The sequence below is a fragment of the Tenacibaculum sp. 190524A02b genome (assembly GCF_964036645.1).
Classification (GTDB): domain Bacteria; phylum Bacteroidota; class Bacteroidia; order Flavobacteriales; family Flavobacteriaceae; genus Polaribacter; species Polaribacter vairaonense.
In genome coordinates this window covers 3,549,089-3,572,173 of sequence record NZ_OZ038525.1, presented here as the reverse complement: position 1 = coordinate 3,572,173, position 23,085 = coordinate 3,549,089, and the positions used below count along the sequence as shown (strand labels likewise).

Genomic DNA, 23,085 nt, shown 5'->3' with positions numbered 1-23,085 from the left:
TGTAAAAAAAACACAAAAAGTCAAATATTTTTTTCCAAACATACTATTACTTCTTAACAATTTGGTAATATTGATTAATAGCTTTAAAATGAGTACTTTATTAAGTGTTCTAAAAAAAGCATTGTTAATTACTGTTGATAACCGTTAATAATGGTATTTTTGTACTTCACAACTAAATTAAAATCAACAAATTATGACAATTGCGATTGGTAACGATCATGCTGGTACCGAATATAAGTTTGAAATTATCAAATTTTTGGAAGAATTAGGGCATAAAGTTTTAAACTTTGGAACAAATACAAATGATAGTATGGATTATCCAGATGCTATTCATCCAACAGCTGAAGCAGTAGAAACAGGTCAGGCTGAAATAGGGATAATTCTATGTGGAAGTGGAAATGGAGCACAGATGACAGCCAATAAACATCAAGGTGTTAGAGCTGCTTTATGTTGGAATAATGAATTGGTAGCGCTAACACGTCAGCATAATGATGCTAACATTTTAACTATTCCTGCACGTTTTGTTTCTTTGCAACAGGCTTTAGGGTTTGTTAAGGTATTTTTAGATACTGAGTTTGAAGGAGGACGACATGCCAATAGAGTAAATAAAATAGCTTGTAACTGTTAATGAATATTATAGTAAAAACATTTAATGAACTAACAACTTCAGAACTGTATGATATACTTCAGTTACGTTCTGAAGTTTTTGTTGTAGAACAAGATTGTGTATATCAAGATATTGATGGAAAAGATCAAAAAGCACTTCATATAATAGGTGTAAAAGAAGGTAAAGTAGTTGCATATACACGTGTATTTGATGGTGGAGATTATTTTGAAACACCTAGTATAGGAAGAGTAGTAGTGGCTTTACCTGAGCGTAAATATGGTTTTGGACATGATATTATAAAAGCTTCTATAAAAGCTATTAATGAATATTATAAAAATAAGATAATAACTATTTCTGCGCAGACCTATTTACTTAAGTTCTATGGAGCTCATGGCTTTGTAGCTACAGGTAAAGAGTATTTAGAAGATGGATTACCTCATGTGAAAATGGTAAGAGAGGTGAATAACTAAGTTATTAACTTAGTTACTTCAATTACTTCACCAGGTTTCAAATCTTTTAAAAATATAGCACCTATTCTAATACGAACTAATCGTAATGTTGGGAATCCTACAGCTGCAGTCATTTTTCTAACCTGCCTAAATTTTCCTTCACGTAAAGTAACAGATAACCAACTGGTTGGTCCATGTCTGTCATCTCTTATTTTTCTTGTTCTCTCAGGAAAATTAGGAGGATCAATTATAGCAACTTTACAAGGATTAGTAGTGTATTTTTTACCATCAAAACCAATTTCAACACCAGATTCTAATTCTTTTATAGCTTCTTTTGAAATAATACCATTAACCTGTACGTAATATTCTTTTTCAACTTTATTACTAGTAATATGATAGCTTATTTTTCCATCAGTTGTTAATAATAATAGTCCTTCAGACTTTGCATCTAAACGTCCAATAGCCATAGTATTATCTGGAAAATCAAAAGCTAATTCGCTTAATAATTTGTTTTTATTTCTTTTTTGATTGGTAATAAATTGAGATAAAAAACCATAAGGTTTGTGAATAATAAAATGACGATGTTCCATATAAATACAAAGATACTATTTAAAAATACCTTTGTAGAGGTAATACTCTTTTATAGGATAATTATACTTATTAATTTTAATAGTATCAAGAAGTTGAATTTCAGAAAATAATTTTTGTAATTCTTTGTTTAACGGACTTCTATCATCAGTTAATATTAAAGAAGTAGTATTTGTTGTATGGTTTAAATTTTTAGTCCAATAATCAAATTGATCAAATCTTGAAGAATAAGAATACACCTTAGAATTATCAAGAGCAAAAGCCAATAAAGAAGCATTTCTATAAGAAGAGGCTAGTATAGGATCTTGTAAGTTTTCTTGATGTTTTGAAATCGTATTTTTTACAGTATTCCAACCATAATGGTAAGTACTATCTTGATCTTGTCCACCAAAAACACTAGTTAAAGGAACAATTCCAAAATGAACTGTTATTCCAATAATAACAATAGTTGAAAAAACTAAAGCACCCATGGCTTTTTTCTTTTGTACTATATAGTGAATACCTATTGGAGTTATAAACAATAAACCAACAATATTCCAATAGTATAAAACATTTGAAAATATAGATAAAAACAAAAAGGTAATAGAGGAAACTAAAAATATATGTTTAGCAAATTTGTAATAGACTACTGTAAAAGTTGATTTATCACTAAGGTTTTTATCCCTGAAAAAAGAAACAATTCCCCACCAAATAAAAGGTGATAACATGATTAAGCTACCAAATATAAAACCAGCATAATTCCCTTTAAAAAACTCATAATTTAAAAAAGGATCAATGGTTCTTTGTTGTAAGTTAAATTGAAAAGAGCCAAACTTATTTTTACTGTTCCAAAGTAATATAGGAGAACTCACTAAAAAGATTAGTAACAAACTAATATATAATCTAAAATCTTTAAATATTGAATGGAATTTTTTAGTAGAAATTAATAAAGAAAGAATACCTAAACCTAAAAATATTGCATTGTATTTAGATATAATTGCTAATCCAAAAAATAAACTACCTAAAAAAATATCTTTCGATTTTCCTTTTTTATCTAACCATACATCATGTAAAAAATTAAGGAAAAAATAACCAGAAACTAAACAATTGGTAAGTAAAACATAATCGTTCCAAGCAAAAGAGGTAAACAAGTAAAAAAGAGGACTTGAAAAGAATAAGAGTAAGTATAAACTATAATTCTTAAACTGTAACTTTTTAAAAAGTAGAACAAATACATAGGTAATTATTACACAGCATATAAATACAGGTAACCTCAAAGAAAATAAAGAAGCACCAAAAATATTTGTAAATATATTTTGAGTTAAAGCTTGTAAAGCTGGATGATCATGATAAGAATAATCAGGAAATCTACCCCATAACCAATAATAAGCTTCATCAGGGTTTGGAAATACAGCAAACCAGTAAAAAAGTTTACACAAACAAACTATGATTAATATAGAATAGAAATAATTTTTTTTAGGAAACATTTAAGTTTTTTAGAACCAAAAGTAAATAAATACTTTTTATGTAATGTTAACCATTGCCAATTTATAGCAAATAAAAAAGCTACTGTGTTTTTAAAACAATAGCTTTTTATAGGTAAAAATACCAAGTTAGTTTATTAAATTAATTATTATGCTATATCTTCATTTTTAGAAGTACCAAAAATTTTATTTTTAAAAGCAGTAAAAGCTCCAATAATTGCAATGGCTATAAATTTCCAAAACTTAAGAAGTAAAGCAAAAAAACCGACTTTAGTTAAAATTTTACCTGCAATTAAACCACCAATACCATAAGCAGCAACTTTATCTATTTCAGGGTTAAAATCAGCATAAGTATTTCCTTGTGTAAAAGAAACACTTTGTAAAACTTGATTTACATCTTTATTAAAGTTAGGTAAAACATCAATAGTTCCAATAGCGTTTAAATTTAAATATCCTTTTCTACCTAAAACACGAATATTATAATTTAAAGTATTTATTTCTTCTCCTTCAAATTTTAATTCTTTAGCCCAGTGCAGTTTTTTATTAGTAGCATCATAAAATGGTTGAGAAGCCCAACCTACAAGTTCTATTGTTGGATATCCTAATTTAGACCTTTCTTCATTACCTTTATTTGCATCATCTTGCATTTGTTCTAATAAATCGTTATAATTTAAGTCTTTAGCATCTTCGTCATTTATATACCCTTCATCAGAGTAAGTAATTTCAACAGCATAACTAAAATTTTCACTTAAAGGAGTAATATCTTCAGGAAACAACATTCCTAAAACTTCAGAAGGTGGATTCCCCCATAAATCAGTTAAAACAAACTTACTTTGTTTTGCATTTAAAAATTTGTAGCCTTTAGGTACATTAATTTCTGCTACACCATCTAGTAAATTAATTTTACCATGTTGGTAGGTAAAAGAATTATTAATACTATCTAATTTTTTAAAATAAGCTAGTTTTTGTTCTTCAGAAATTTCTTCATTATTTTCTTGAGAGAATGATAAAAATGTAATAAATGATAGAATGAATAGAAAAGTATTCTTCATAGTTATTTTTTTTAATTTCGACAAAAGTATAAAATTTTATAAAATTACATGTACTTTTTACATAACTTAGCAGCTCTTATTTTATAATACATTTTTAGCAGATTTTATGGCAGTAGATAAAGAAAAAGAAGCGAAACTAAAAGCGCTTCAACTTACACTAGATAAATTAGATAAGACTTATGGTAAAGGAACTGTAATGAAGTTGGGAGATAGTCAGGTAGAAGATATCGATGCTATTTCTTCTGGTTCATTAGGTTTAGATTTAGCTTTAGGTGTAGGTGGATATCCAAGAGGAAGAATTATTGAAATTTATGGACCAGAATCATCTGGTAAAACAACATTAACTATTCATGCAATAGCAGAAGCACAAAAAGCTGGTGGTATAGCTGCTTTTATTGATGCTGAACATGCCTTCGATCGTTTTTATGCAGAGAGTTTAGGAGTGGATGTTGATAACTTAATTATATCTCAACCTGATCATGGTGAGCAAGCTTTAGAAATTGCTGATAACTTAATACGTTCTGGAGCTATTGATATTGTAGTGGTAGATTCTGTTGCAGCCTTGACTCCAAAATCAGAAATTGAAGGAGAAATGGGAGACTCTAAAATGGGACTTCATGCACGATTAATGTCACAGGCACTTCGTAAATTAACAGCAACTATTAGTAAAACTAATTGTACTGTGATATTTATTAATCAGTTACGTGAAAAAATTGGGGTTATGTTTGGTAACCCTGAAACAACAACTGGTGGTAATGCTCTTAAGTTTTATGCATCTGTTCGTTTAGATATTAGAAGAAGAACGCAAATTAAAGATGGAGATAAAGTTATTGGTAATAGTACAAAAGTAAAAATTGTTAAAAATAAAGTAGCTCCTCCATTCCAACAAGCTGAGTTTGATATTATGTATGGTCTAGGAATTTCTAAAGTTGGAGAAGTTTTAGATATTGGTGTTGAATACGGAATTATAAAGAAAAGCGGTTCTTGGTTTAGTTATGGTGATACTAAATTAGGACAAGGTAGAGATGCTGTAAAAGGTATTATCAAAGACAACCCTGAATTGATGGATGAATTAGAAAACAAAATAAAAGAAGCAATAGAAAATCAGGAATAAGTATTTAAATTAAAAGTTCAAACTACTACTTATTTTAAAGCTATTGAGTTGACCAACTCAATAGCTTTTTTATTGAAGAAAAATTAGTAAAATGATAAAATTTATAAAATATTATGATTTTTTTACAAAAACAATGTTAATATATTGTTTAATTACCTTATAATAATACTATTCTATCAAAAATTTTCATTAGGGAAAAGTTAATGATACATTGCGGTAACATTAACTTAAAATAAACCCTTACTAACAATGAAAATATTAAGTAAATTTTTGTTGTTACTTTCTTTGGGCATAACTTCAATTTCTACCCAGAGTCAAGAAAGTAATGATATACCGTTGCGGTGTGAAACTCCTTCTAGAGAAACCTATTTTTCTGAAAATTCGAATGCTCGTGAAGAAGCATATAGTTTAGAAAAATTCACACAAAAATTCATAGCAAAAAGAAAAGAACTAGCAAAAAGAGGAATACAAAATAGAGCTTCTAAATACATAGTACCAGTTGTTTTTCATGTATTTGGAACTGATTTTGTAGGTAAAAAAGTAGATGATGCTTTAGTAAAAGATGCTTTAAAAAAAACAAATGAAGACTTTAATGGATTAAATAATGACTTTAACGATGTTTCTGATAGGTTCAAACCCTTAAGATCTACTCTTGATATTGAGTTTAGATTAGCAACTATTGACCCAAATGGAAACCCAACAACAGGAATTAACTATTATACTAACAGAGCTGGATTTGGAGCTGATAATATTTATGATGAAGAAATAGCAGAGTTTGCCTGGGATAATTATAAATATTTTAATGTATACATCTTATTAGATTTAAAGAAAGATGGTAAGTTAAATAGATCTGGAGTAGCTTGGTATCCTAACAAAAACCAATCGGATAGAAATGTAGCTAGAGCAGTTTTTAATGGAAGGTATTTAGGAACAAATGGTGATGAAAACTTTAGAAGAATTTTAACTCATGAATTTGGACATTACTTAAACTTAGCTCACACTTTTGAAGGAGGATGTTCAGGTACTGGAGACAATGTAGATGATACTCCAGCAACTACAGTGAGTTTAGAATGTTTGGTAACTCAAGAAAAATGTGCAGGTGCTGGAATACCAAATTCTGAAAATTTTATGGATTATACGGATTGCTACCGAATGTTTACTAAAGGTCAGGTACAACGTATGCAAGCTGCTTTAGAGTTTTCTTCTAGAAAACCATTATGGCAATCAAGTAATCATGCACAGGTATTTTCAACTACCAATGAAGCTAAAATATATTATGATTTTACAACATTCTCAGAAAGCTTTGAGAATGATGGAACTATAGGTGGTGGAAGAGATGTAAAAGTAAGATTAGAAAATGGACCTAAATTTTCAAGAGTGGGAACTTTGTCTAGCTCAAGCTTTACTACTGAAAATCTTCCAGCAGGTTTAGGAGTACAAGTTATTAGTAGTAGTGATACAGAAGCAGTTATTCGTTTAACTGGAAAAGCTACACAACATGCTAAAGAAAACAATATCAGAAATTTTAAATTAACCTTTACAAATGCAGCATTTTCTAATTATTCAGCGGCAAATATTAAAGGATATAGCAGACCAGATTTAAGAGTTGAATTCAATGATGCTTATGAAAGTACTTATTTAACTTTTGATGAATTAAGACAAGTATCTGTTGATGGTAATAACTTTACTTCAATTGGAATTAATGAAGGGCAACAAAGACCAAGATATGAATTGTCAATAGATAATGGTAATTTGATGTTTGGTTATGATGCTGGAACTAAACATGTAGCAGTAAACAATAACAAACAAGTATTATTTATAGAAGAAGGAACTACTATTGGAGCTAATCTTAATTGGGATCATAATGATAGAGATCGTGTATTATTAGATAACTCATACCAAGCATGGAAAGGCAAAAGAGGTTTTGTAGGATTAAGAATAGAAAGAGAATCTTTTCCTGGAAAGTATTATTATGGATGGGCTAGAATAGAAGTATCCGCAGATGGAAAAATTGTAAGATTTATAGACTTTTATTCACATAAAAATCCAGAAGTTACTGTAGTAGCAGGACAAACGGATAAGCCTTTCATAGCAATATCAAAACCAACTTTTTTTGAAAATGAAGTAAATAACGGAACGTTTTCTGAAGAAATAGATATTATTTTAGAAGGCTCTGCAACCTTTACCAATCAAAATTTAGCTAGTGGAATACATTATTCGGTTTCAAATTTACCAGAAGGATTATCTGCAAGTATTCAAAAAGTTAATAATAAATTAGCAAAACTTAAATTACAAGGAACAGCCAATACTCATGTTAAAGGAGATGGAGTCTTAACTAAATTACAATTTACTGAGTCTGCATTTACAACGTCACCAACCAATACAATGAACTTTGATGTTCAAGTTCGATTCTTTGATCCGTACGATGTAACGTATATTGATACAGCCAATTTATTACCATGGATTAATAAAAATAAAACAAACAGATGGATTTATGTAGATACAGATTTTGACTTTGGTGATAATTCGAGATATTCTGTAACTTATTATGAAGATAGTGCTGATAATGGAAAATATGTAGTGTTAAATGGTAGAGGTAAAGGATTTACTATGAATGCTGAAAATCTACATCCAGAATCTTTAAATGTAGGAACGCAAGTAGGCTCATCTAGTAATTTTGTATCAACAGGATATGGTGTGAATAATGCTCCAAAATTATCAGGAACTAATGTGCCTCATAATGGAAAAGTAACATATACTGGTTTCCGTTTTAGAGATAGAGCTGGTAGATTACATTATGGTTGGATAAAATTTGAATCTAGATCAAATGGTTTGGAAGCTAAATTATTAGCAATGGCATTTAATAGAAAACCAAATGAATCTATAACTGTAGGACAAATACCTAATGATTATTGCCATGCAGCAGCAAACATTAATGAAAAATATGATAATTCTTCAAATTCAATAGGAGAATTTAAAATTGAGCAATTTGTTCAAAAGTCTGATTTCCCTGAAAACTACACCAATTTTACAAGTAAACTGATAAAGGTCAGACCAGGTAAAAATAATTTTACTATGAAAAATGGAGGAAGAAGAGTATCGGATACAGATATCTTTGGAATGTGGATAGATTTAAATAACGATAAAGATTTTGAGGATTCAGGTGAACAAATTTATATGTCGTCTCCTTTTCCAGGTGGAAGTACTCATAGCGGTGAAGTAAACTTACCAAATGTTGATGGGACTTATACATTAAGAATTATTGTAAAAAGTGAAAAAGAATCTGACGATCCTAAACCGTCACCTTGTGACTTCTTTTTACATGGAGAAGTAGAAGATTACACCATTAATATATCCAATTCTAATCCTATTTATCCAGTACCTGATTTTGAAATGCCAAGTACTATTTCGGCAAAAGAATTAGTAGAGGTAACAGATAAATCTACAAGAAATCCAGATACATGGAATTGGGAATTTGAAGGTGGTGTTCCAGCTACTTTTAATGGTAAAACGCCTCCATCAATATACTATGAAAATGAAGGAACTTATAAAGTTACACTTACAGTTAAAAAAGGAGATATAACCCAAAAAATAGAAAAAACACTTAAAGTTAATCCACATCCAACTAATTATTGTGAAGTAACTAGAAGAGGAGATTACAAAAATAGAAGTGATGTAACTAAAGTAGTTTTTGGAGATATTAACAATACTACAGAAAGAGGAGGAACAGGATATGCTGATTTTACCAATTTATCAACAAGTTTAGTAGAAGGACAAACGTATTCTATAGAACTAAATACCTATCAACAAGTTACAAATTCAAATAATGATAGAGGAACTAATTTAATAGTTTGGATAGATTGGAACAGGAATAATGAATTTTCCGAGAATGAAATAGCTTATGAGAGAAGGTCGTTAGCTTCTGATACACCAGAAATGGTACTTACAAGTAATATAACAGTTCCTAAAATCTATTCAAATGGAGCATCTCGAATGAGAATTGTTCGTTATTATTCGTACGGTTTAGATGATAGACCAAGATGTGGAGCTATTACAGAAGGAGATACTGAAGATTATACGGTGAATTTAACAGGAACAATAGTTAAGGCACCAGTAGCAAGTTTTGAAGCTAATCCAACAACTATAAAAGAAGGAAATACAATTAACTTCTCAGATACTTCTACCAATGAGCCAACGGAGTGGGCTTGGACATTTGAAGGAGGTACACCAGCAACTTCAACAGCACAAAACCCTGTAATAGTTTACAATACAGCTGGAGTATATAAAGTTACGTTAACAGCTAAGAATTTAGGTGGAGAAAACACCATTGTTAAAGAAGATTATATAACAGTTGAAACTTCAGGTGGAGGTGATGTTGTCTATTGTGAGTCTTCAGGTTCAAGAGTTCAATATGAATGGATAGCTAAGGTACAAGTAGGTGATTTTACAAATACATCTGATGCTCAAAAGTATTCTAATTTTACAACCAAAACTATTCCTTTAACAAAAGGCTCTGCTACCAATATTACATTAACGCCTGGACATTCAGGATCAGCTTATGAAGAGTATTTCAAAGTCTGGATAGATTATAATCAAGATGGTGTATTTGCAGCAAATGAAGTAGTTTTTGATGCCGGTAAAGCTTCTAAAGTTGCAGTTTCTGGAACCATTAATGTTCCTAATACTGCAACATCTGGAACTACAAGAATGCGTGTCTCTATGAAATATAAACAAGCTCCAAATGCTTGTGGAAGTATTGGAGATGGTGAAGTAGAAGATTATACAGTAAATATTTCAGGAGGAACTACGAATCCACCAAATAATGGAGATGTAGTTTATGTAGATATGCCAGATGTTACTGTAAACTCAAGTAATACTTGGTCACCTTTTCAGATAGAAAAAGGTGATGAAAGATATTTTGGACCTTGGTATTCTTCAGCAACTATTAACTTAGTTAACTATGGTAAAGATGTTGTGTGTGAAAATACAACCAATAACGCTTCTATTCTTTCAGAAGGAGTTACTGTAGGAAATGCAAGTAATTTTAATTCTGACCCAAGTAGGTTTGTAATAAGTTCAGCAAGTTATACCAATTGGCATGGAAAATCGGGATATATAGGTTTTAGTTTCAATATTAATGGAGACAAACATTACGGATGGTTCTATGCTACAGTTTCTAACGACGGAAAAACAATTACGTTTAAAGATTATGCATACCATAGTGAAGCTGGAAAAAGTCTTGTAACTAAAAGACCAGACGTAAGTTCTGCTAAATCATCTAAAGCTTTATCAGTAAATAAAGAAGAACTTCTTAAAGGCATTCAAATGTTCCCTAACCCTGTAAGCACTGAGTTAGTTGTTCATTTTAATAGAGAAATGAACATTGATAAAGCTAATTTCAATATTCAAATTTTAGATGTTACAGGTAAATTAATACTTGAAGAAACTAAAATGGATAGAAATGAGCTTAGGTTCAATGTTGAAAATTTTAAAAACGGAACATACATCCTACAAATTAATAATGGAGGTATCCAAGAAAACAAACTGTTTATTAAGCGGTAGTTCTGTAAGTTTTAATTAAAAAAGAGAAAACGTCTAAATTCAATTTAGACGTTTTTTAACTGTTTAGATATGTAAAAAATGTAACTTTTAAATTCAATATACAATATGAAAAACTCTATTAAGTCTTGGTTAATTTTTAAAATAGATTTTAAACAATAAAAGATTAAATGTTAAATTATTGTTTTATAAATGGTAAGATGTTTATTATAATAATAATCGTAAATACTAAACGTTTCCTTAACGCTTAGTATTTGATAAATATAGATACTTTGAAAAATAAATTTTTAAAACTCAAAAAAAATGAAATCCCTTAAAATTACTTTACTCCTTTTAATAGGAGTTTTATCAATTCCTATGGTTGGTCAACAACATAATGATGAGATACCGCATAGATGTGACACACCTTCAAGAGAAGCTTATTATTCTAAAAACTACCAAGCCCGGGTAGAGGCATATGAATTAGAAGTGTTTACCAAAAATTTTATAGAAAATAAAAAAAGACTGGCTAAAAAAGGAATTAAAAATAGAGCACCTAAATATGTAGTTCCTGTTGTTTTTCATGTATTTGGAACTGATTTTGCAGGTAAAAAAGTAGATGATGCTTTAGTAAAAGATGCCTTAAAAAAAACTAATGAAGATTTCCATGGTTTGAATAATGATTTTAATGATGTTTCAGATAGGTTTAAAGGACTAAGAGCAACATTAGATGTAGATTTTAAACTAGCTGAAGTAGACCCGCATGGAAATCCAACTACTGGAATAAATTATTACACAAATAGAGCAGGATTTGGAGCCGATAATATATTTGACGAAGAAATAGCTCAATTTGCTTGGGATAATTATAAATACTTTAATATTTATATTTTACTAGATTTAAAGAAAGATGGTAAATTAAATAGATCTGGAGTAGCATGGTATCCTAATAAAAATCAATCTGATAGAAATGTAGCAAGAGCGGTTTTTAACGGAAGATATTTAGGAACAAATAGTAATGAAAATTTTAGAAGAATTTTAACTCATGAATTTGGACATTACTTAAACTTAGCGCATACATTTGATGGAGGATGTTCAGGAACAGGAGATAATGTAGATGATACACCGGCAACAACTGTTAGCTTAGCTTGTTTGGTTACTGAAGAAAAATGTGCAGGAGCAGGAATACCAAATTCAGAAAACTTTATGGATTATTCTGATTGTTACAGAATGTTTACTAGAGGACAAATAGAGCGTATGCATGCGGCTCTTGAACATGAAACAAGAAAACCATTATGGCAAGCTAGTAATTTGGCAGAAATATTTCCTTCTAATACAAACGAACCAAAATTATACTATGATTTTACCACTTTTAGTGAAGGATTTGAAAATGATGGTACTATTGGAGGAGAAAGAGAGGTAAAAATAAGGTTGGAAAATGGACCAAAATTTTCAAGAATAGGAACTTTACCTATAAATAGTTATACTACTGAAAATTTACCTTCAGGTTTAAATGTAGAAGTAATAAGTACAAATGAAACTGAAGCTGTAGTGAAATTAACTGGAAAGGCAACCTCACATGCAAAAAGAAATAATATTAGAAACTTAAAGCTGACTTTTAATAATGCAGCTTTTACAGGTTTTAATGCCACAGATATCAGAGGTTATAGTAGACCAGACTTACGTATTGAGTACAACGATTCCTATGAAAGCACTTATGAAACTTTTGATGAATTAAGACAAGTAGCTGTTGATGGTAATAATTTTGTTTCTTTTGGAATAAACCCTGGACAACAACGTCCTCGTTATGAATTATCAATTGAAGATGGAAACATAAACTTTGGATATGATGCCGGAGCAAAACATGTTGCTATAAATAATGATAAAAAAGTATTATTATTAGAAGAAGGAACAACTATTGATGCAAGTTTAAATTGGGATCATGATACTAGAGATAGAGTATTAATAGATGAAGCGTATCAAGCTTGGAAAGGAAAAAGAGGTTATGTTGGATTGAGAATAGAAAGACAATTATTTCCTGGAACTTATTATTACGGATGGGCAAGAGTAGAAGTATCTGAAAATGGAAAGATAGCTAGATTTATAGACTTTTATTCACATCAAAATCCAACGTATACAGTAAGAGCAGGACATACTGATAAAGGCGTAATTACGTTATCAAAACCTATATTTTTTGAAGATGAAACAAATAATGGAACATTTTCGGAAGAAATAGATATCATGTTAAGTGGTTCTACTACTTTTACGGATAACAATCTAGTAAATGGAGTTCATTATAAGGTAACAAATGTACCTTCAGGTTTAACAGTAAATATTCAAAAGATAGATAATAAAACGGCTAAACTTACTTTACAAGGAGCAGCAACTAACCATGTTAAAGGAGATGGAGCTTTAGTAAAGTTGAATTTCTTAGAAGATGCTTTTACAATAAAACCTGTTAATAGAATGGATTTTAAAGTTCAAGTTAGATTTTTTGATCCATATGGAGTTACGTATATAGATACTGCTAATTTAATGCCATGGATTAATAAAAGTAATGATAATCAATGGTTTTATTTAGATACAGACTTTGACTTTGGAGATAATTCTAGATATGCAATGAGTTTTTATGAAGACGGAAGTGATAGCCAAGAATATGTTGTAATGAATGGTAGAGGAAAAGGCTTTACTATGACTCCTACTAATTATCATGCAATCTCTTTAGCACAAGGCTCACAAGTAGATGCTTCTAGTAGTTTTATTTCTACGGGTTATGGGGTGAATAATGCACCAAAATTTGCTGGTTATAATATTCCTTCAAATGGGAAAACTATTTATACAGGACTACGTTTTAGAGATAGAGCTGGTAGATTACATTATGGATGGATACAGGTTGAAGCGAAATCAGATGGAACTGGAGCACGTTTATTAGCTGCGGCTTTTAATAGAAAACCGAATGAATCAATTACAGTTGGTGAGGTTGAAAATATACATTGTTATGCTGGAGCTAATCAGAATGAAAAGTATGATGATTATTCAAGTGCTATTGGAGAATTTAAGTTTGAACAATTTATTCAAAGATCAGATTTTCCTCAAAATTATACAGATTTTACTAGCCGAGAAATTAAAGTAAGACCAGGTAAAAATAATTTTTCTATCAAAAATGATGGTGTTAGAACTTCTGAAACTAATACAGTTGGAATGTGGATTGATTTAAATAATGACAATGATTTTGATGATGATGGTGAAGAAGTTTATATGTCATCACCTTATCCAGCAGGAAGCGGCTATGCAGGTGAAGTTAATTTACCTGAGATAGATGGTACATTTAAATTAAGGATTACGGTTAAAAATGAAACTGCAGCAGCAGATCCAAAACCATCTCCTTGTGATTTGTTTTTACATGGTGAAGTAGAAGATTATACAATTAATATTTCTAATTCTAATCCAATATATCCAGTACCAGATTTTGAAATGCCAGAGAGTATTTCAGCTAAAGATTTATTAAATGTAAAAGATACATCTAAAAAAGATCCAGAAACGTGGAATTGGGAGTTTGAAGGAGGAGTTCCTTCAACTTTTAACGGGCAACAACCACCTTCTATTTATTATGAAAATGAAGGTACTTTTAAAGTAACATTAACAGTTACTAAAGGAGATATTACTCAAAAAATAGAAAAAACATTAAAAGTAAATCCAAGTCCATCAGATTATTGTGATGTAACTAGAAGAGGTAGATATACAGGAAGAAGTGATGTTACTAAAGTTGTTTTTGGTTCTATAAATAATACTACTGAACCGGGAGGAGATGGTTATAATGATTTTACTAGCTTATCTACTGATTTAGCTGAAGGACAAACTTATCCTATAGAGTTAACAACTTATAAACAAATAACTAGTTCAACAAGTGATGCTGGTACTAATTTAATAGTTTGGATAGATTGGAATAAAAATAATAAGTTTTCCGAAGATGAAATCGCTTATGAAAGAAGATCTTTAGCATCTGATGACGATGAAATGGTTTTAACAAGTGATATTACTGTTCCTAAAGTATATTCAAATGGAGCTACTAGAATGAGAATTATACGTTATTATTCATATAGTATCAATCACAGACCAGTTTGTGGAGAAATTCCTGAAGCTGATATTGAAGATTATACTGTGAATTTAACAGGTAGTACTTTAAATGTTGAAGAAAGTATCTTTGAGTCTACTAAAATATATCCTAATCCAACCAACAATGAATTAAATATTAGTTTTAATAAAAATTTAAAGATTAATAATGATAATTTTAAGGTTCAAATTTTAGACATCACAGGTAAGTTAATACTTGAGAAAAATAAAGTAGAAGCTAAAAGATTAAAGTTTAATGTAGAAGATTTTGAAAACGGTACTTATATATTACAAATCCGTAATGGAAGTAACTACATTCATAAATTATTTATAAAGAAGTAATTTAAATACTTAATAAGAAACTCTAAACCGTCTTAATTTTTAAGACGGTTTTTTTTATAACTGTAAATAAGTAAAATAGTTGTAAATTAAAAGATGTCAATTTATGACAAAAGTAACACAGTAAAGTAGTTATACATTTGTATTCGTGGAAACAAAAGAGTTTTATAAAAATCGGTTGCAACAAATAGTTTCCTATTTAAGAACCAAATACAATCAAAAAATCTTAATAGAAGAATTGGAGAGTATTTCAAATTTTTCTTATCGAAATTTACAAAGAGTATTTAAAGCACATTATAATGAAACTATAGGTGCTTATGTTACGCGGATAAAAGTAGAAAATGGAGCAAAAATGCTTATGTATTCTTTAAAAGAAATAAAAGTGATTGCTGAAGAGGTCGGATATTCAGATGTTCAAACTTTTAGTAAAGCATTTAAAAAACATTTTGGAATTTCACCTGCTATTTATAGAAATAAGAAAGAAGAATTATTTCAAAAAAAGAATATAAAACACACACAAACAATGCCTTTTTTTGAAGAAAAAATTACTGTTTTGACAGCTAAAAGAGTATTATATACCACTTTTAAAGGAGACTATTATAATACTAAACTAGATGATGTTTGGGATGAGTTTTTAGAAAGAGTTACTTTATTAGATATAGAAGTAAATAATACTGAATGTTTAGGAATAATTTGGGATGAACCAATTATATCAGAAATTATTAATTACGATTATGATGCTTGTATTGTAATTGATTCATTAGAGATACCCGAACAAAAATTTAAAGTAAAAACACTACCTGAACAAAAATATGCTGTTTTTACTCATGTAGGATCTTATAGAAGAATTAATGAAACTTATGATAAAATTTTTAGTAGATGGTTATTTACCACAAACCAAATAGTTTCAGAAAAACCTTTTATAGAAAAATACACGAAACATGAAGGAAATACAAATAATATAAACCTTTACGAAACAGAAATTTATATACCCATTGAAGGCTGATTTAAAATCAGAATAAACATGAATAAAATGAAATTGATAACTATTTTATTAAGTATTGTAATAACATCAAAAGCTTGTGTTAAAAAAGAAGAATTAGCACCTATTGTAAATATAAACTCGACTGAGAAATTATATTTTAATGGAAAAATATATACTGTAAATGAAAAACAACCATGGGCAGAAGCAATTCTTGTAAAAGAAAATAAAATAGTATATGTAGGTTCTACAAAAGATGCAGAACTAAAAGCTACTGAAAATGTAAAAAAAATAGATTTAGGTGGAAAATTAGTACTACCAGGTTTTCATGATGTACACATGCATCCAATGGAAGTTGGTTCTACAACAACCGCTTTTACGTTAAATGAAAATGAAACTAATGCGGAAAATTATATTTCTGAAATAAAAAATGCAGCGAATCAAAATCCAAATGTAGAATGGTTAATAGGTTTTGGACACTCAATAAATACATTATTTTCTGCATTAAGAAATCCTATAGAAATTTTAGATGAAGCTGTTTCAGACAGACCAGTAATTATTATGGAACAAACATCACATTCTATGTGGGTAAATTCAAAAGCATTAGAATTAGCAAACATTACATCTACAACTCCTAATCCCCAAGGTGGAATTATAATGAAGGATAATGGCAAGTTGAATGGTATTTTAGTTGATAATGCTGGAGATGTTGTTTTTCAACAAGCAATAGCAGCTTTAAAAAATGAAGAAGGTGAATACAATGGAATGGTTAGTTATGTACTACCTGAATTGGCAAAAAACGGTATTACATCTGTGTCAGATGCTAGAACTTATTGGAAAAGAGATCAACATAAAACTTGGATTAAATTAGCTAAAGATGGTCAATTAACTGCTCGTTTTAACCTTGGTCTTTGGGCGTATCCAACTGAAGAAGATATAAATCAAATAACTACCTTAAAATCCTTATTTAAGAATGATGAAAATAGTTTACTAAGAATTAACCAAATAAAGTTATATGCGGATGGAATTACGCATAATACCACAGCTGCATTACATTCTGATTATAAAGAAAATTACTTTGGGTTACCTACTAATAATGGATTAAATTATTTTACACAAAATAGAATAACAAAATATATTCAAGAATTAGAGTCAGTAGGTTTTGATTTTCATATCCATGCTATTGGAAATAGAGGAATAACAGAAGCATTGAATGCAATAGAAAAAGGAGGAAGTTTAAGAGGTGGACACCGATTAACACATGTAGAAATGATTGATGAAAAAGATTTGTCAAGGTTTAAAAGTTTAAATGTTACTGCTGATGCTCAAGTAGCGGGTGATTTTACTAAACCTGAATATTGGCATGAAAATGAACATTTGGTAGGAAGTACGTTAGCAAAAAATTTAATACCAATAAAATCTTTAAAAAACTCGGGAGCAAGGATAACACTTAGTAGTGATTGGAATGTAAGTACTTTAAATCCATTTGTAGGTATTCAAAATGCAGTCACAAGATCACCTCAAAATATTTCATTAGAAGAAGCCATAAAAGCTTATACAATTAATGGAGCTTATACTATGAGACAAGAAAATAAAGTAGGTTCTATAGAAGCAGGTAAATTAGCAGATTTTATTATAATTGATAAAGATATTTTTAAGATTCCAACAAATCAGATAAAGAATACGAAAGTTCTAATGACAGTTTTTAATGGAGAATTGATTTATAAAAAGTAATAACTTTTTGTTTAAAATAAAAAACATAGTGAAGCTTCGTATAATAAGCAATAAAATTATTTTCTAGATATTTTTATGAGTAATTTGCCTTAAAAAATAAGATGCAAATTACTTCAAATATAGCACTAAAGAAAATAACTAATCAAGATTGTGAAGTATTATATACAGTAATGAAAGAAGTTTATCCTTTGGCATACAAACATTTTTGGAAAGATGAAGGAGTTTGGTATTTAGAAAGTCAATACTCAAAAAAGAATATTGAAAAAGAACTATTAGAAGACAATGCAACATATTATTTTATTCTTTTTAATGGTGAAAAAATAGGAAACCTTCGTATTCTTTGGAACAAACAATTATCAGGTTTAGAAGATAAAAAAACACTAAAACTACACCGAATATATTTACACTCAAAAGTACAAGGGCAAGGTGTAGGGAAAGCAGTGTTAAAATGGTTAGAAAAAGAAGCTCTTAAAAAGCAATATGAATTGATATGGCTGGATGTTATGAATGAACAACCACAAGCATTTAACTTTTATAAAAAGTTAGGATACCAATATCATTCACATTGCTTTTTAGATTTTGAATTATTACATGATGAGGTAAGAAAAATGAGCCAAGTGTATAAAAAACTTAGCTAGAAATTAAATTTATGGTCTCATTAAATACTTCGTGAGATTGTCTTGAAGTAGTTTTCTATATTATTTAGAAAAAATTTTAACAACCCATAAAATTAAGTATAAACCTATTCCAACTCCAGCAAATATAACCGAAGCAACAAAAGCTATTCTAATATAAGATGCTTTCCAACCTAACTTACTACTTAACCAATCTGATACTCCTAAAATCATATGTTATTTTTTATATTAAGTAATTATACTCCAGTACTTCCAAAACCACCGGCACCACGTTCAGTTTCATTTAAAACATCTACCTCTTGCCAAGTAACGCGTTCATGTTTTGCTATTACTAATTGAGCAATTCGTTCACCATTATTTATAACAAAATCCTCATTGGATAAATTTACTAAAATAACACCTATTTCTCCTCTATAATCAGCATCCACAGTTCCAGGAGCATTTAATACAGTAATTCCTTTTTTGGCAGCCAAACCACTTCTTGGGCGCACTTGAGCTTCAAAACCAATAGGTAATGCTATAAATAATCCTGTTTTAACTATAATTCTTTCTAAAGGTTTTAAAGTAATAGGCTCTTCAATATTGGCACGTAAATCCATTCCAGCAGAGCCTTCAGTTTCGTAAGCAGGAATTTGGTGCTTAGATTTGTTAATAATTTGTACGTTCATAAACTCTAATATATTTTCATGGTCAAATATAATAACCTTAACTTTTAGATTGTAGTTTATAGTTTTATTAATTTCGCAGTATTAAATAGTACTATTGAATGAAAGACACGCAAAAAATAGCCGTATTAGGAGGCGGAAGTTGGGCAACAGCTATTGTTAAAATGCTTTCTGAAAACCTAGAAACTATAGGTTGGTATATGCGTAGTGTATATAATATTGAGCATATTAAACGTAATAAACATAATCCTAGTTATTTAAGTTCAGCCGAATTACACCCTGAACAATTAGATTTATCAGATAATATTAATAAAATAGTAGAAAAGTACGATACGTTAATTTTTGCCATTCCATCGGCTTTTTTAAAAAGTGAATTAGAAAAATTAACTATTCCTTTAGAAAAGAAAATCATTTTTTCGGCAATAAAAGGAATCATTCCAGAATCAGGATTAATTGTAGGAGAACATTTTCATGACATTCATCAAGTACCTTTTGAAAACATTGGGGTTATAACAGGACCTTGTCATGCTGAAGAAGTTGCTATGGAACGTTTATCTTATTTAACCATAGCTTGCCAAGACGAACAAAAAGCAAAAGATATAAGTAAATACATTGCGGGAAGATATATTAAAACCAAAATTTCTGATGATATTATTGGAACTGAATATGCCGCTGTGTTAAAAAATATTTATGCAATTGCTGCTGGAATTGCACATGGTTTAGGTTATGGAGATAATTTCCAGTCTGTTTTAATGAGTAATGCCATAAGAGAAATGAAACGTTTTATTAAAAAAATACACAAAATGAAACGTAACATAAATAACTCTGCATATTTGGGTGATTTGTTGGTTACAGGATATTCTGTTTTTAGTAGAAATAGAATGTTTGGTAATATGATAGGGAAAGGATACACTGTAAAATCAGCTATATTAGAAATGAATATGGTAGCGGAAGGTTATTATGCAGCTAAAAGCGCCTATAAAATAAAAGAAGAAAACGGAGCTAAAACACCTATCATTGATGCAGTTTATAATGTATTGTATGATAAGAAAGAAGCGAAAGATGAGTTTAAAAAGTTAACAAATAGATTAGATTAGTTGTTTGCATCTGTACAAATAACTCCCATCAATCGCCTCTTAATTTGAGTTGTGTGTTAAAGTTTTGTAAAACTTACAATGTAGCAAATGTAGGTTAAAAATCTGATTTACAAATTATTTTATAAAATATGTTAATTTAAAATTAAAAGTATATTTTTACATTACAGATAATTTTTATTACTTTTAGTTTAAAATTTAACAATAATGAAGACAATTCAAGAAGCTGTTGAAATTACAATCAGAAAAACACCCTTTATAGAAGAGGCGTTAAATGAAAAATTAATTAACGTTTCTTCATTAGCTAGAGAAATATTACCAGAGGTTTCCAAACTATTAAAAAAAGAAGTAAAAGTTGGCGCTGTAATGATGGCTATTAATAGGTTATCACCAGTAAATGAACTTAGAATTAGAAAAAATATTAAGAAATTAGCTTTAGATTTAGGTGATGTAATAGTACGATCTGATTTATGTGATTTTACATTTAAAAACACACCATCACTTTTAAAAGAAATTGCTAAAATTTTAAGTAAATCGGCAGATAGTAATGATTATTTCTTAACTGTATCTCAAGGAATATTTGAAACAAATATTGTAACTAGTAAAAACTTACAACCTTACGTTGAAGATATTTTTAAAAGCGAAGTATTAATAAATAGCGTAACAGATTTAGCTTCAATAACTATAAAATTACCAAAAGAAAACTTAGAACAATCAGGGGTTTACTATTTCATATTAAAACAATTTGCTTGGGCTAATATAGCAGTACAAGAAGTTATTTCAACTACACATGAAATGACCATAGTTGTAAAAGAAGAAGATGTAAACGAAACTTTTTCCATTTTAATGGACTTAAAACTGAATTAGAAAATACCTAATGGATAAAAAAGATCCCTATGCCTCGCTAAGAATTAAAGAGTTTAATATTTTTCTTTTAGTTCGTTTTGCATTAGTATTTGCTTGGTCAATGCAATTTATAATTATTGAATGGCAAGTATATTCATTAACTAAAGACCCATGGAGTTTAGGACTTATTGGTGCATTTGAGTTTATCCCGGCATTTTCAATGGCATTGTTTGCTGGTCATATTGTAGATCAAAAAGAAAAACGGAACTTATTAGCGCTTTGTATAGGACTATTTTCTTTAATTAGTTTAGGATTATTTTTATTAACAAGTCCTGATTTTACAATTGGATGGTCTAAAAAAACAGTATTGTATGCTATTTACACTTTAGTGTTTTTTGGAGGATTTTTAAGATCATTTTTCGGACCAACAATCTTTTCTTTAATAGCCTTAATAGTACCTAAAAAACTATATCCAAATGCAGCAACTTGGAGCAGTACTACTTGGCAAGTATCTGGAGTATTAGGTTCCGCTTTCGCTGGGTATTCTATACACCTTTTAGGCGTAAATACATCGTTATGTATTGTTTTTGGCTTAGTTCTTTTTTCTCTATTAATGGTGTTTTTTATTAAAAGAAAACCTATAATGAATCCTAAAAAAGGAGAACCAATACGAAAAAGTTTAGCAGAAGGAATTTCGTTTGTATTTAAAACAAAAGCCATTTTAGGAGCTATTACTTTAGATATGATTTCTGTTTTATTTGGAGGAGCCGTAGCTTTATTACCCATTTTTGCACAAGACATTTTAGAGGTAGGAGCCAAAGGATTTGGTGCTTTACGTGCGGCACCAGCCGTAGGTGCGTTTTTGACTATGTTGGTAACCGCTTATATTCCGATTAGCAAAAATGCAGGAATGAAATTACTAACCGCAATTTTTGGTTTTGGTATTTGTGTAATTGTATTTGGAGCTTCTGAAATATTTTGGGTTTCTTTATTAGCTTTGTTTTTTTATGGAGTTACAGATGGCGTTTCTATGGTTATACGTCAAACTATATTACAATTAAAAACTCCTGATCACATGCGTGGTAGAGTAGCTTCAGTAAACTCTATGTTTGTAGGATCTTCTAATGAACTAGGTGCTTTAGAAAGCGGTTTAACAGCTAAATTAATGGGTACGGTAACTGCGGTTATTTTTGGAGGAACAATGACCCTAATTACGGTAGTAGCTACAGGAATATTTAATCCAACATTACGTAAGTTAGATTTAACTAAAGATATGGAAGAACATGAAAAAGATGATTAACGTTTCATCTTAGAAAATAAGTCCCATAAAACAACACCACAACTTACTGAAATATTTAAAGAGTGTTTAGTACCCAATTGAGGAATTTCTATACACGCATTAGAAGCTGTTACAACTTCTTGTTGTACACCTTTAACCTCATTACCAAAAACAACAGCATATTTCTGGTCAGTTTCAGGAATAAAAGTATCTAACATAGTACTGTTTTCTGCCTGTTCAATACTTGCTACAAAAACATCATCTTTTTTTAACTGTTCTACTAAATCAATGGTATTTTCAACGTATTCCCAAGCTACAGATTCTGTAGCACCTAAAGCAGTTTTATGAATTTCTTTATTAGGAGGCGTAGCTGTAATACCACACAAATAAACTTTTTCAATTAAAAAAGCGTCAGAAGTTCTAAAAACAGAACCTACATTGTTTAAACTTCTAATATTATCTAAAATCACTATAATAGGTGTTTTTGAAGTTTGTTTAAATTCTTCAACACTAATTCTTCCTAATTCGTTGTTTCTAAGTTTTCTCATTCAAAATATAATTAGATAATAATTGGTACTGTTAACATAAAA

General features: G+C 29.5%; 17 protein-coding genes. 11 read left to right on the top strand and 6 right to left on the bottom strand.

Annotated features, from left to right (window positions below; translation table 11 throughout):
- Positions 1 to 193: 193 nt before the first annotated feature.
- Both rpiB and ABNT65_RS14575 read left to right on the top strand, forming a co-directional pair.
- Positions 194 to 628 (top strand): ribose 5-phosphate isomerase B, encoded by a 435-nt coding sequence (gene rpiB / locus ABNT65_RS14580; RefSeq protein ID WP_348703175.1) that lies wholly within the window; start codon positions 194 to 196, stop codon positions 626 to 628.
- Positions 628 to 1,077: a GNAT family N-acetyltransferase gene (locus tag ABNT65_RS14575; RefSeq protein ID WP_348739446.1), complete on the top strand. Its 450-nt coding sequence runs from the start codon at positions 628 to 630 to the stop codon at positions 1,075 to 1,077. Before rpiB ends, ABNT65_RS14575 begins: the two co-directional genes overlap by 1 nt.
- Here ABNT65_RS14575 and ABNT65_RS14570 read toward each other — a convergent pair.
- From ABNT65_RS14570 to ABNT65_RS14560, 3 genes are all read right to left on the bottom strand, one after another.
- A complete protein-coding gene (locus ABNT65_RS14570) occupies positions 1,074 to 1,646 on the bottom strand; it encodes a pseudouridine synthase (protein ID WP_348746162.1) in 573 nt (190 codons plus the stop codon). The genes ABNT65_RS14575 and ABNT65_RS14570 overlap by 4 nt on opposite strands.
- Before the next feature lie 15 nt (positions 1,647 to 1,661).
- Complete coding sequence (locus tag ABNT65_RS14565; protein ID WP_348739444.1) at positions 1,662 to 3,062, bottom strand: ArnT family glycosyltransferase; 1,401 nt, start codon at positions 3,060 to 3,062, stop codon at positions 1,662 to 1,664.
- A 194-nt stretch (positions 3,063 to 3,256) separates the two neighbouring features.
- Complete coding sequence (locus ABNT65_RS14560; protein ID WP_348746161.1) at positions 3,257 to 4,159, bottom strand: DUF2167 domain-containing protein; 903 nt, start codon at positions 4,157 to 4,159, stop codon at positions 3,257 to 3,259.
- A 106-nt stretch (positions 4,160 to 4,265) separates the two neighbouring features.
- On the opposite strand from ABNT65_RS14560, the gene recA reads away from it, so the two are divergent.
- From recA to ABNT65_RS14530, 6 genes are all read left to right on the top strand, one after another.
- Positions 4,266 to 5,273 carry a recombinase RecA gene (recA, locus tag ABNT65_RS14555; protein ID WP_348703181.1) on the top strand — a complete coding sequence of 336 codons (1,008 nt, stop codon included), beginning with the start codon at positions 4,266 to 4,268 and terminating at the stop codon, positions 5,271 to 5,273.
- Positions 5,274 to 5,522: 249 nt separating this feature from the next.
- On the top strand, positions 5,523 to 10,835 hold the full coding sequence (locus ABNT65_RS14550; RefSeq protein WP_348746160.1) for a GEVED domain-containing protein: 5,313 nt from the start codon (positions 5,523 to 5,525) through the stop codon (positions 10,833 to 10,835).
- A 300-nt stretch (positions 10,836 to 11,135) separates the two neighbouring features.
- Complete coding sequence (locus ABNT65_RS14545; protein ID WP_348746159.1) at positions 11,136 to 15,263, top strand: M43 family zinc metalloprotease; 4,128 nt, start codon at positions 11,136 to 11,138, stop codon at positions 15,261 to 15,263.
- Between the two features lie 145 nt (positions 15,264 to 15,408).
- The gene (locus ABNT65_RS14540) at positions 15,409 to 16,266 is read left to right on the top strand and encodes an AraC family transcriptional regulator (protein ID WP_348739436.1); all 858 of its coding nucleotides are present in this window, start codon (positions 15,409 to 15,411) and stop codon (positions 16,264 to 16,266) included.
- Between the two features lie 18 nt (positions 16,267 to 16,284).
- Positions 16,285 to 17,976: an amidohydrolase gene (locus ABNT65_RS14535; protein WP_348746158.1), complete on the top strand. Its 1,692-nt coding sequence runs from the start codon at positions 16,285 to 16,287 to the stop codon at positions 17,974 to 17,976.
- 101 nt (positions 17,977 to 18,077) lie between these two features.
- Positions 18,078 to 18,614 carry a GNAT family N-acetyltransferase gene (locus ABNT65_RS14530; RefSeq protein WP_348739433.1) on the top strand — a complete coding sequence of 179 codons (537 nt, stop codon included), beginning with the start codon at positions 18,078 to 18,080 and terminating at the stop codon, positions 18,612 to 18,614.
- Between the two features lie 60 nt (positions 18,615 to 18,674).
- On the opposite strand, the gene ABNT65_RS14525 is transcribed toward ABNT65_RS14530, so the two are convergent.
- Positions 18,675 to 18,824, bottom strand: coding sequence for a PspC domain-containing protein (locus ABNT65_RS14525; protein ID WP_348703187.1), 150 nt, complete (start codon positions 18,822 to 18,824; stop codon positions 18,675 to 18,677).
- Positions 18,825 to 18,847: 23 nt separating this feature from the next.
- Complete coding sequence (dut, locus tag ABNT65_RS14520; protein WP_348703188.1) at positions 18,848 to 19,279, bottom strand: dUTP diphosphatase; 432 nt, start codon at positions 19,277 to 19,279, stop codon at positions 18,848 to 18,850.
- Between the two features lie 98 nt (positions 19,280 to 19,377).
- Between dut and ABNT65_RS14515 the strand changes: the two genes are divergently transcribed.
- The 3 genes from ABNT65_RS14515 (at position 19,378) to ABNT65_RS14505 (ending at position 22,516) form a co-directional block, all read left to right on the top strand.
- The gene (locus ABNT65_RS14515; protein WP_348703189.1) at positions 19,378 to 20,373 is read left to right on the top strand and encodes an NAD(P)H-dependent glycerol-3-phosphate dehydrogenase; all 996 of its coding nucleotides are present in this window, start codon (positions 19,378 to 19,380) and stop codon (positions 20,371 to 20,373) included.
- Between the two features lie 204 nt (positions 20,374 to 20,577).
- Entirely contained in the window at positions 20,578 to 21,237 is a 660-nt protein-coding gene (locus ABNT65_RS14510; protein WP_348703190.1) for a hypothetical protein, read from the top strand.
- A 10-nt stretch (positions 21,238 to 21,247) separates the two neighbouring features.
- Positions 21,248 to 22,516 (top strand): MFS transporter, encoded by a 1,269-nt coding sequence (locus tag ABNT65_RS14505; RefSeq protein ID WP_348703191.1) that lies wholly within the window; start codon positions 21,248 to 21,250, stop codon positions 22,514 to 22,516.
- Here the strand turns inward: ABNT65_RS14505 and ABNT65_RS14500 are convergent.
- Positions 22,513 to 23,043 carry an RNA methyltransferase gene (locus tag ABNT65_RS14500; RefSeq protein WP_348703192.1) on the bottom strand — a complete coding sequence of 177 codons (531 nt, stop codon included), beginning with the start codon at positions 23,041 to 23,043 and terminating at the stop codon, positions 22,513 to 22,515. The genes ABNT65_RS14505 and ABNT65_RS14500 overlap by 4 nt on opposite strands.
- Positions 23,044 to 23,085: the final 42 nt, after the last annotated feature.

Excerpts from the sequence above, each read along its gene's own strand:
- rpiB (WP_348703175.1), top strand. The coding sequence starts at position 194 with ATGACAATTGCGATTGGTAACGATCATGCTGGTACCGAATATAAGTTT.
- ABNT65_RS14575 (WP_348739446.1), top strand. The coding sequence starts at position 628 with ATGAATATTATAGTAAAAACATTTAATGAACTAACAACTTCAGAACTG.
- ABNT65_RS14570 (WP_348746162.1), bottom strand. The coding sequence starts at position 1,646 with ATGGAACATCGTCATTTTATTATTCACAAACCTTATGGTTTTTTATCT.
- ABNT65_RS14560 (WP_348746161.1), bottom strand. The coding sequence starts at position 4,159 with ATGAAGAATACTTTTCTATTCATTCTATCATTTATTACATTTTTATCA.
- recA (WP_348703181.1), top strand. The coding sequence starts at position 4,266 with ATGGCAGTAGATAAAGAAAAAGAAGCGAAACTAAAAGCGCTTCAACTT.
- ABNT65_RS14550 (WP_348746160.1), top strand. The coding sequence starts at position 5,523 with ATGAAAATATTAAGTAAATTTTTGTTGTTACTTTCTTTGGGCATAACT.
- ABNT65_RS14545 (WP_348746159.1), top strand. The coding sequence starts at position 11,136 with ATGAAATCCCTTAAAATTACTTTACTCCTTTTAATAGGAGTTTTATCA.
- ABNT65_RS14535 (WP_348746158.1), top strand. The coding sequence starts at position 16,285 with ATGAATAAAATGAAATTGATAACTATTTTATTAAGTATTGTAATAACA.
- ABNT65_RS14530 (WP_348739433.1), top strand. The coding sequence starts at position 18,078 with ATGCAAATTACTTCAAATATAGCACTAAAGAAAATAACTAATCAAGAT.
- ABNT65_RS14525 (WP_348703187.1), bottom strand. The coding sequence starts at position 18,824 with ATGATTTTAGGAGTATCAGATTGGTTAAGTAGTAAGTTAGGTTGGAAA.
- dut (WP_348703188.1), bottom strand. The coding sequence starts at position 19,279 with ATGAACGTACAAATTATTAACAAATCTAAGCACCAAATTCCTGCTTAC.
- ABNT65_RS14515 (WP_348703189.1), top strand. The coding sequence starts at position 19,378 with ATGAAAGACACGCAAAAAATAGCCGTATTAGGAGGCGGAAGTTGGGCA.
- ABNT65_RS14510 (WP_348703190.1), top strand. The coding sequence starts at position 20,578 with ATGAAGACAATTCAAGAAGCTGTTGAAATTACAATCAGAAAAACACCC.
- ABNT65_RS14505 (WP_348703191.1), top strand. The coding sequence starts at position 21,248 with ATGGATAAAAAAGATCCCTATGCCTCGCTAAGAATTAAAGAGTTTAAT.
- ABNT65_RS14500 (WP_348703192.1), bottom strand. The coding sequence starts at position 23,043 with ATGAGAAAACTTAGAAACAACGAATTAGGAAGAATTAGTGTTGAAGAA.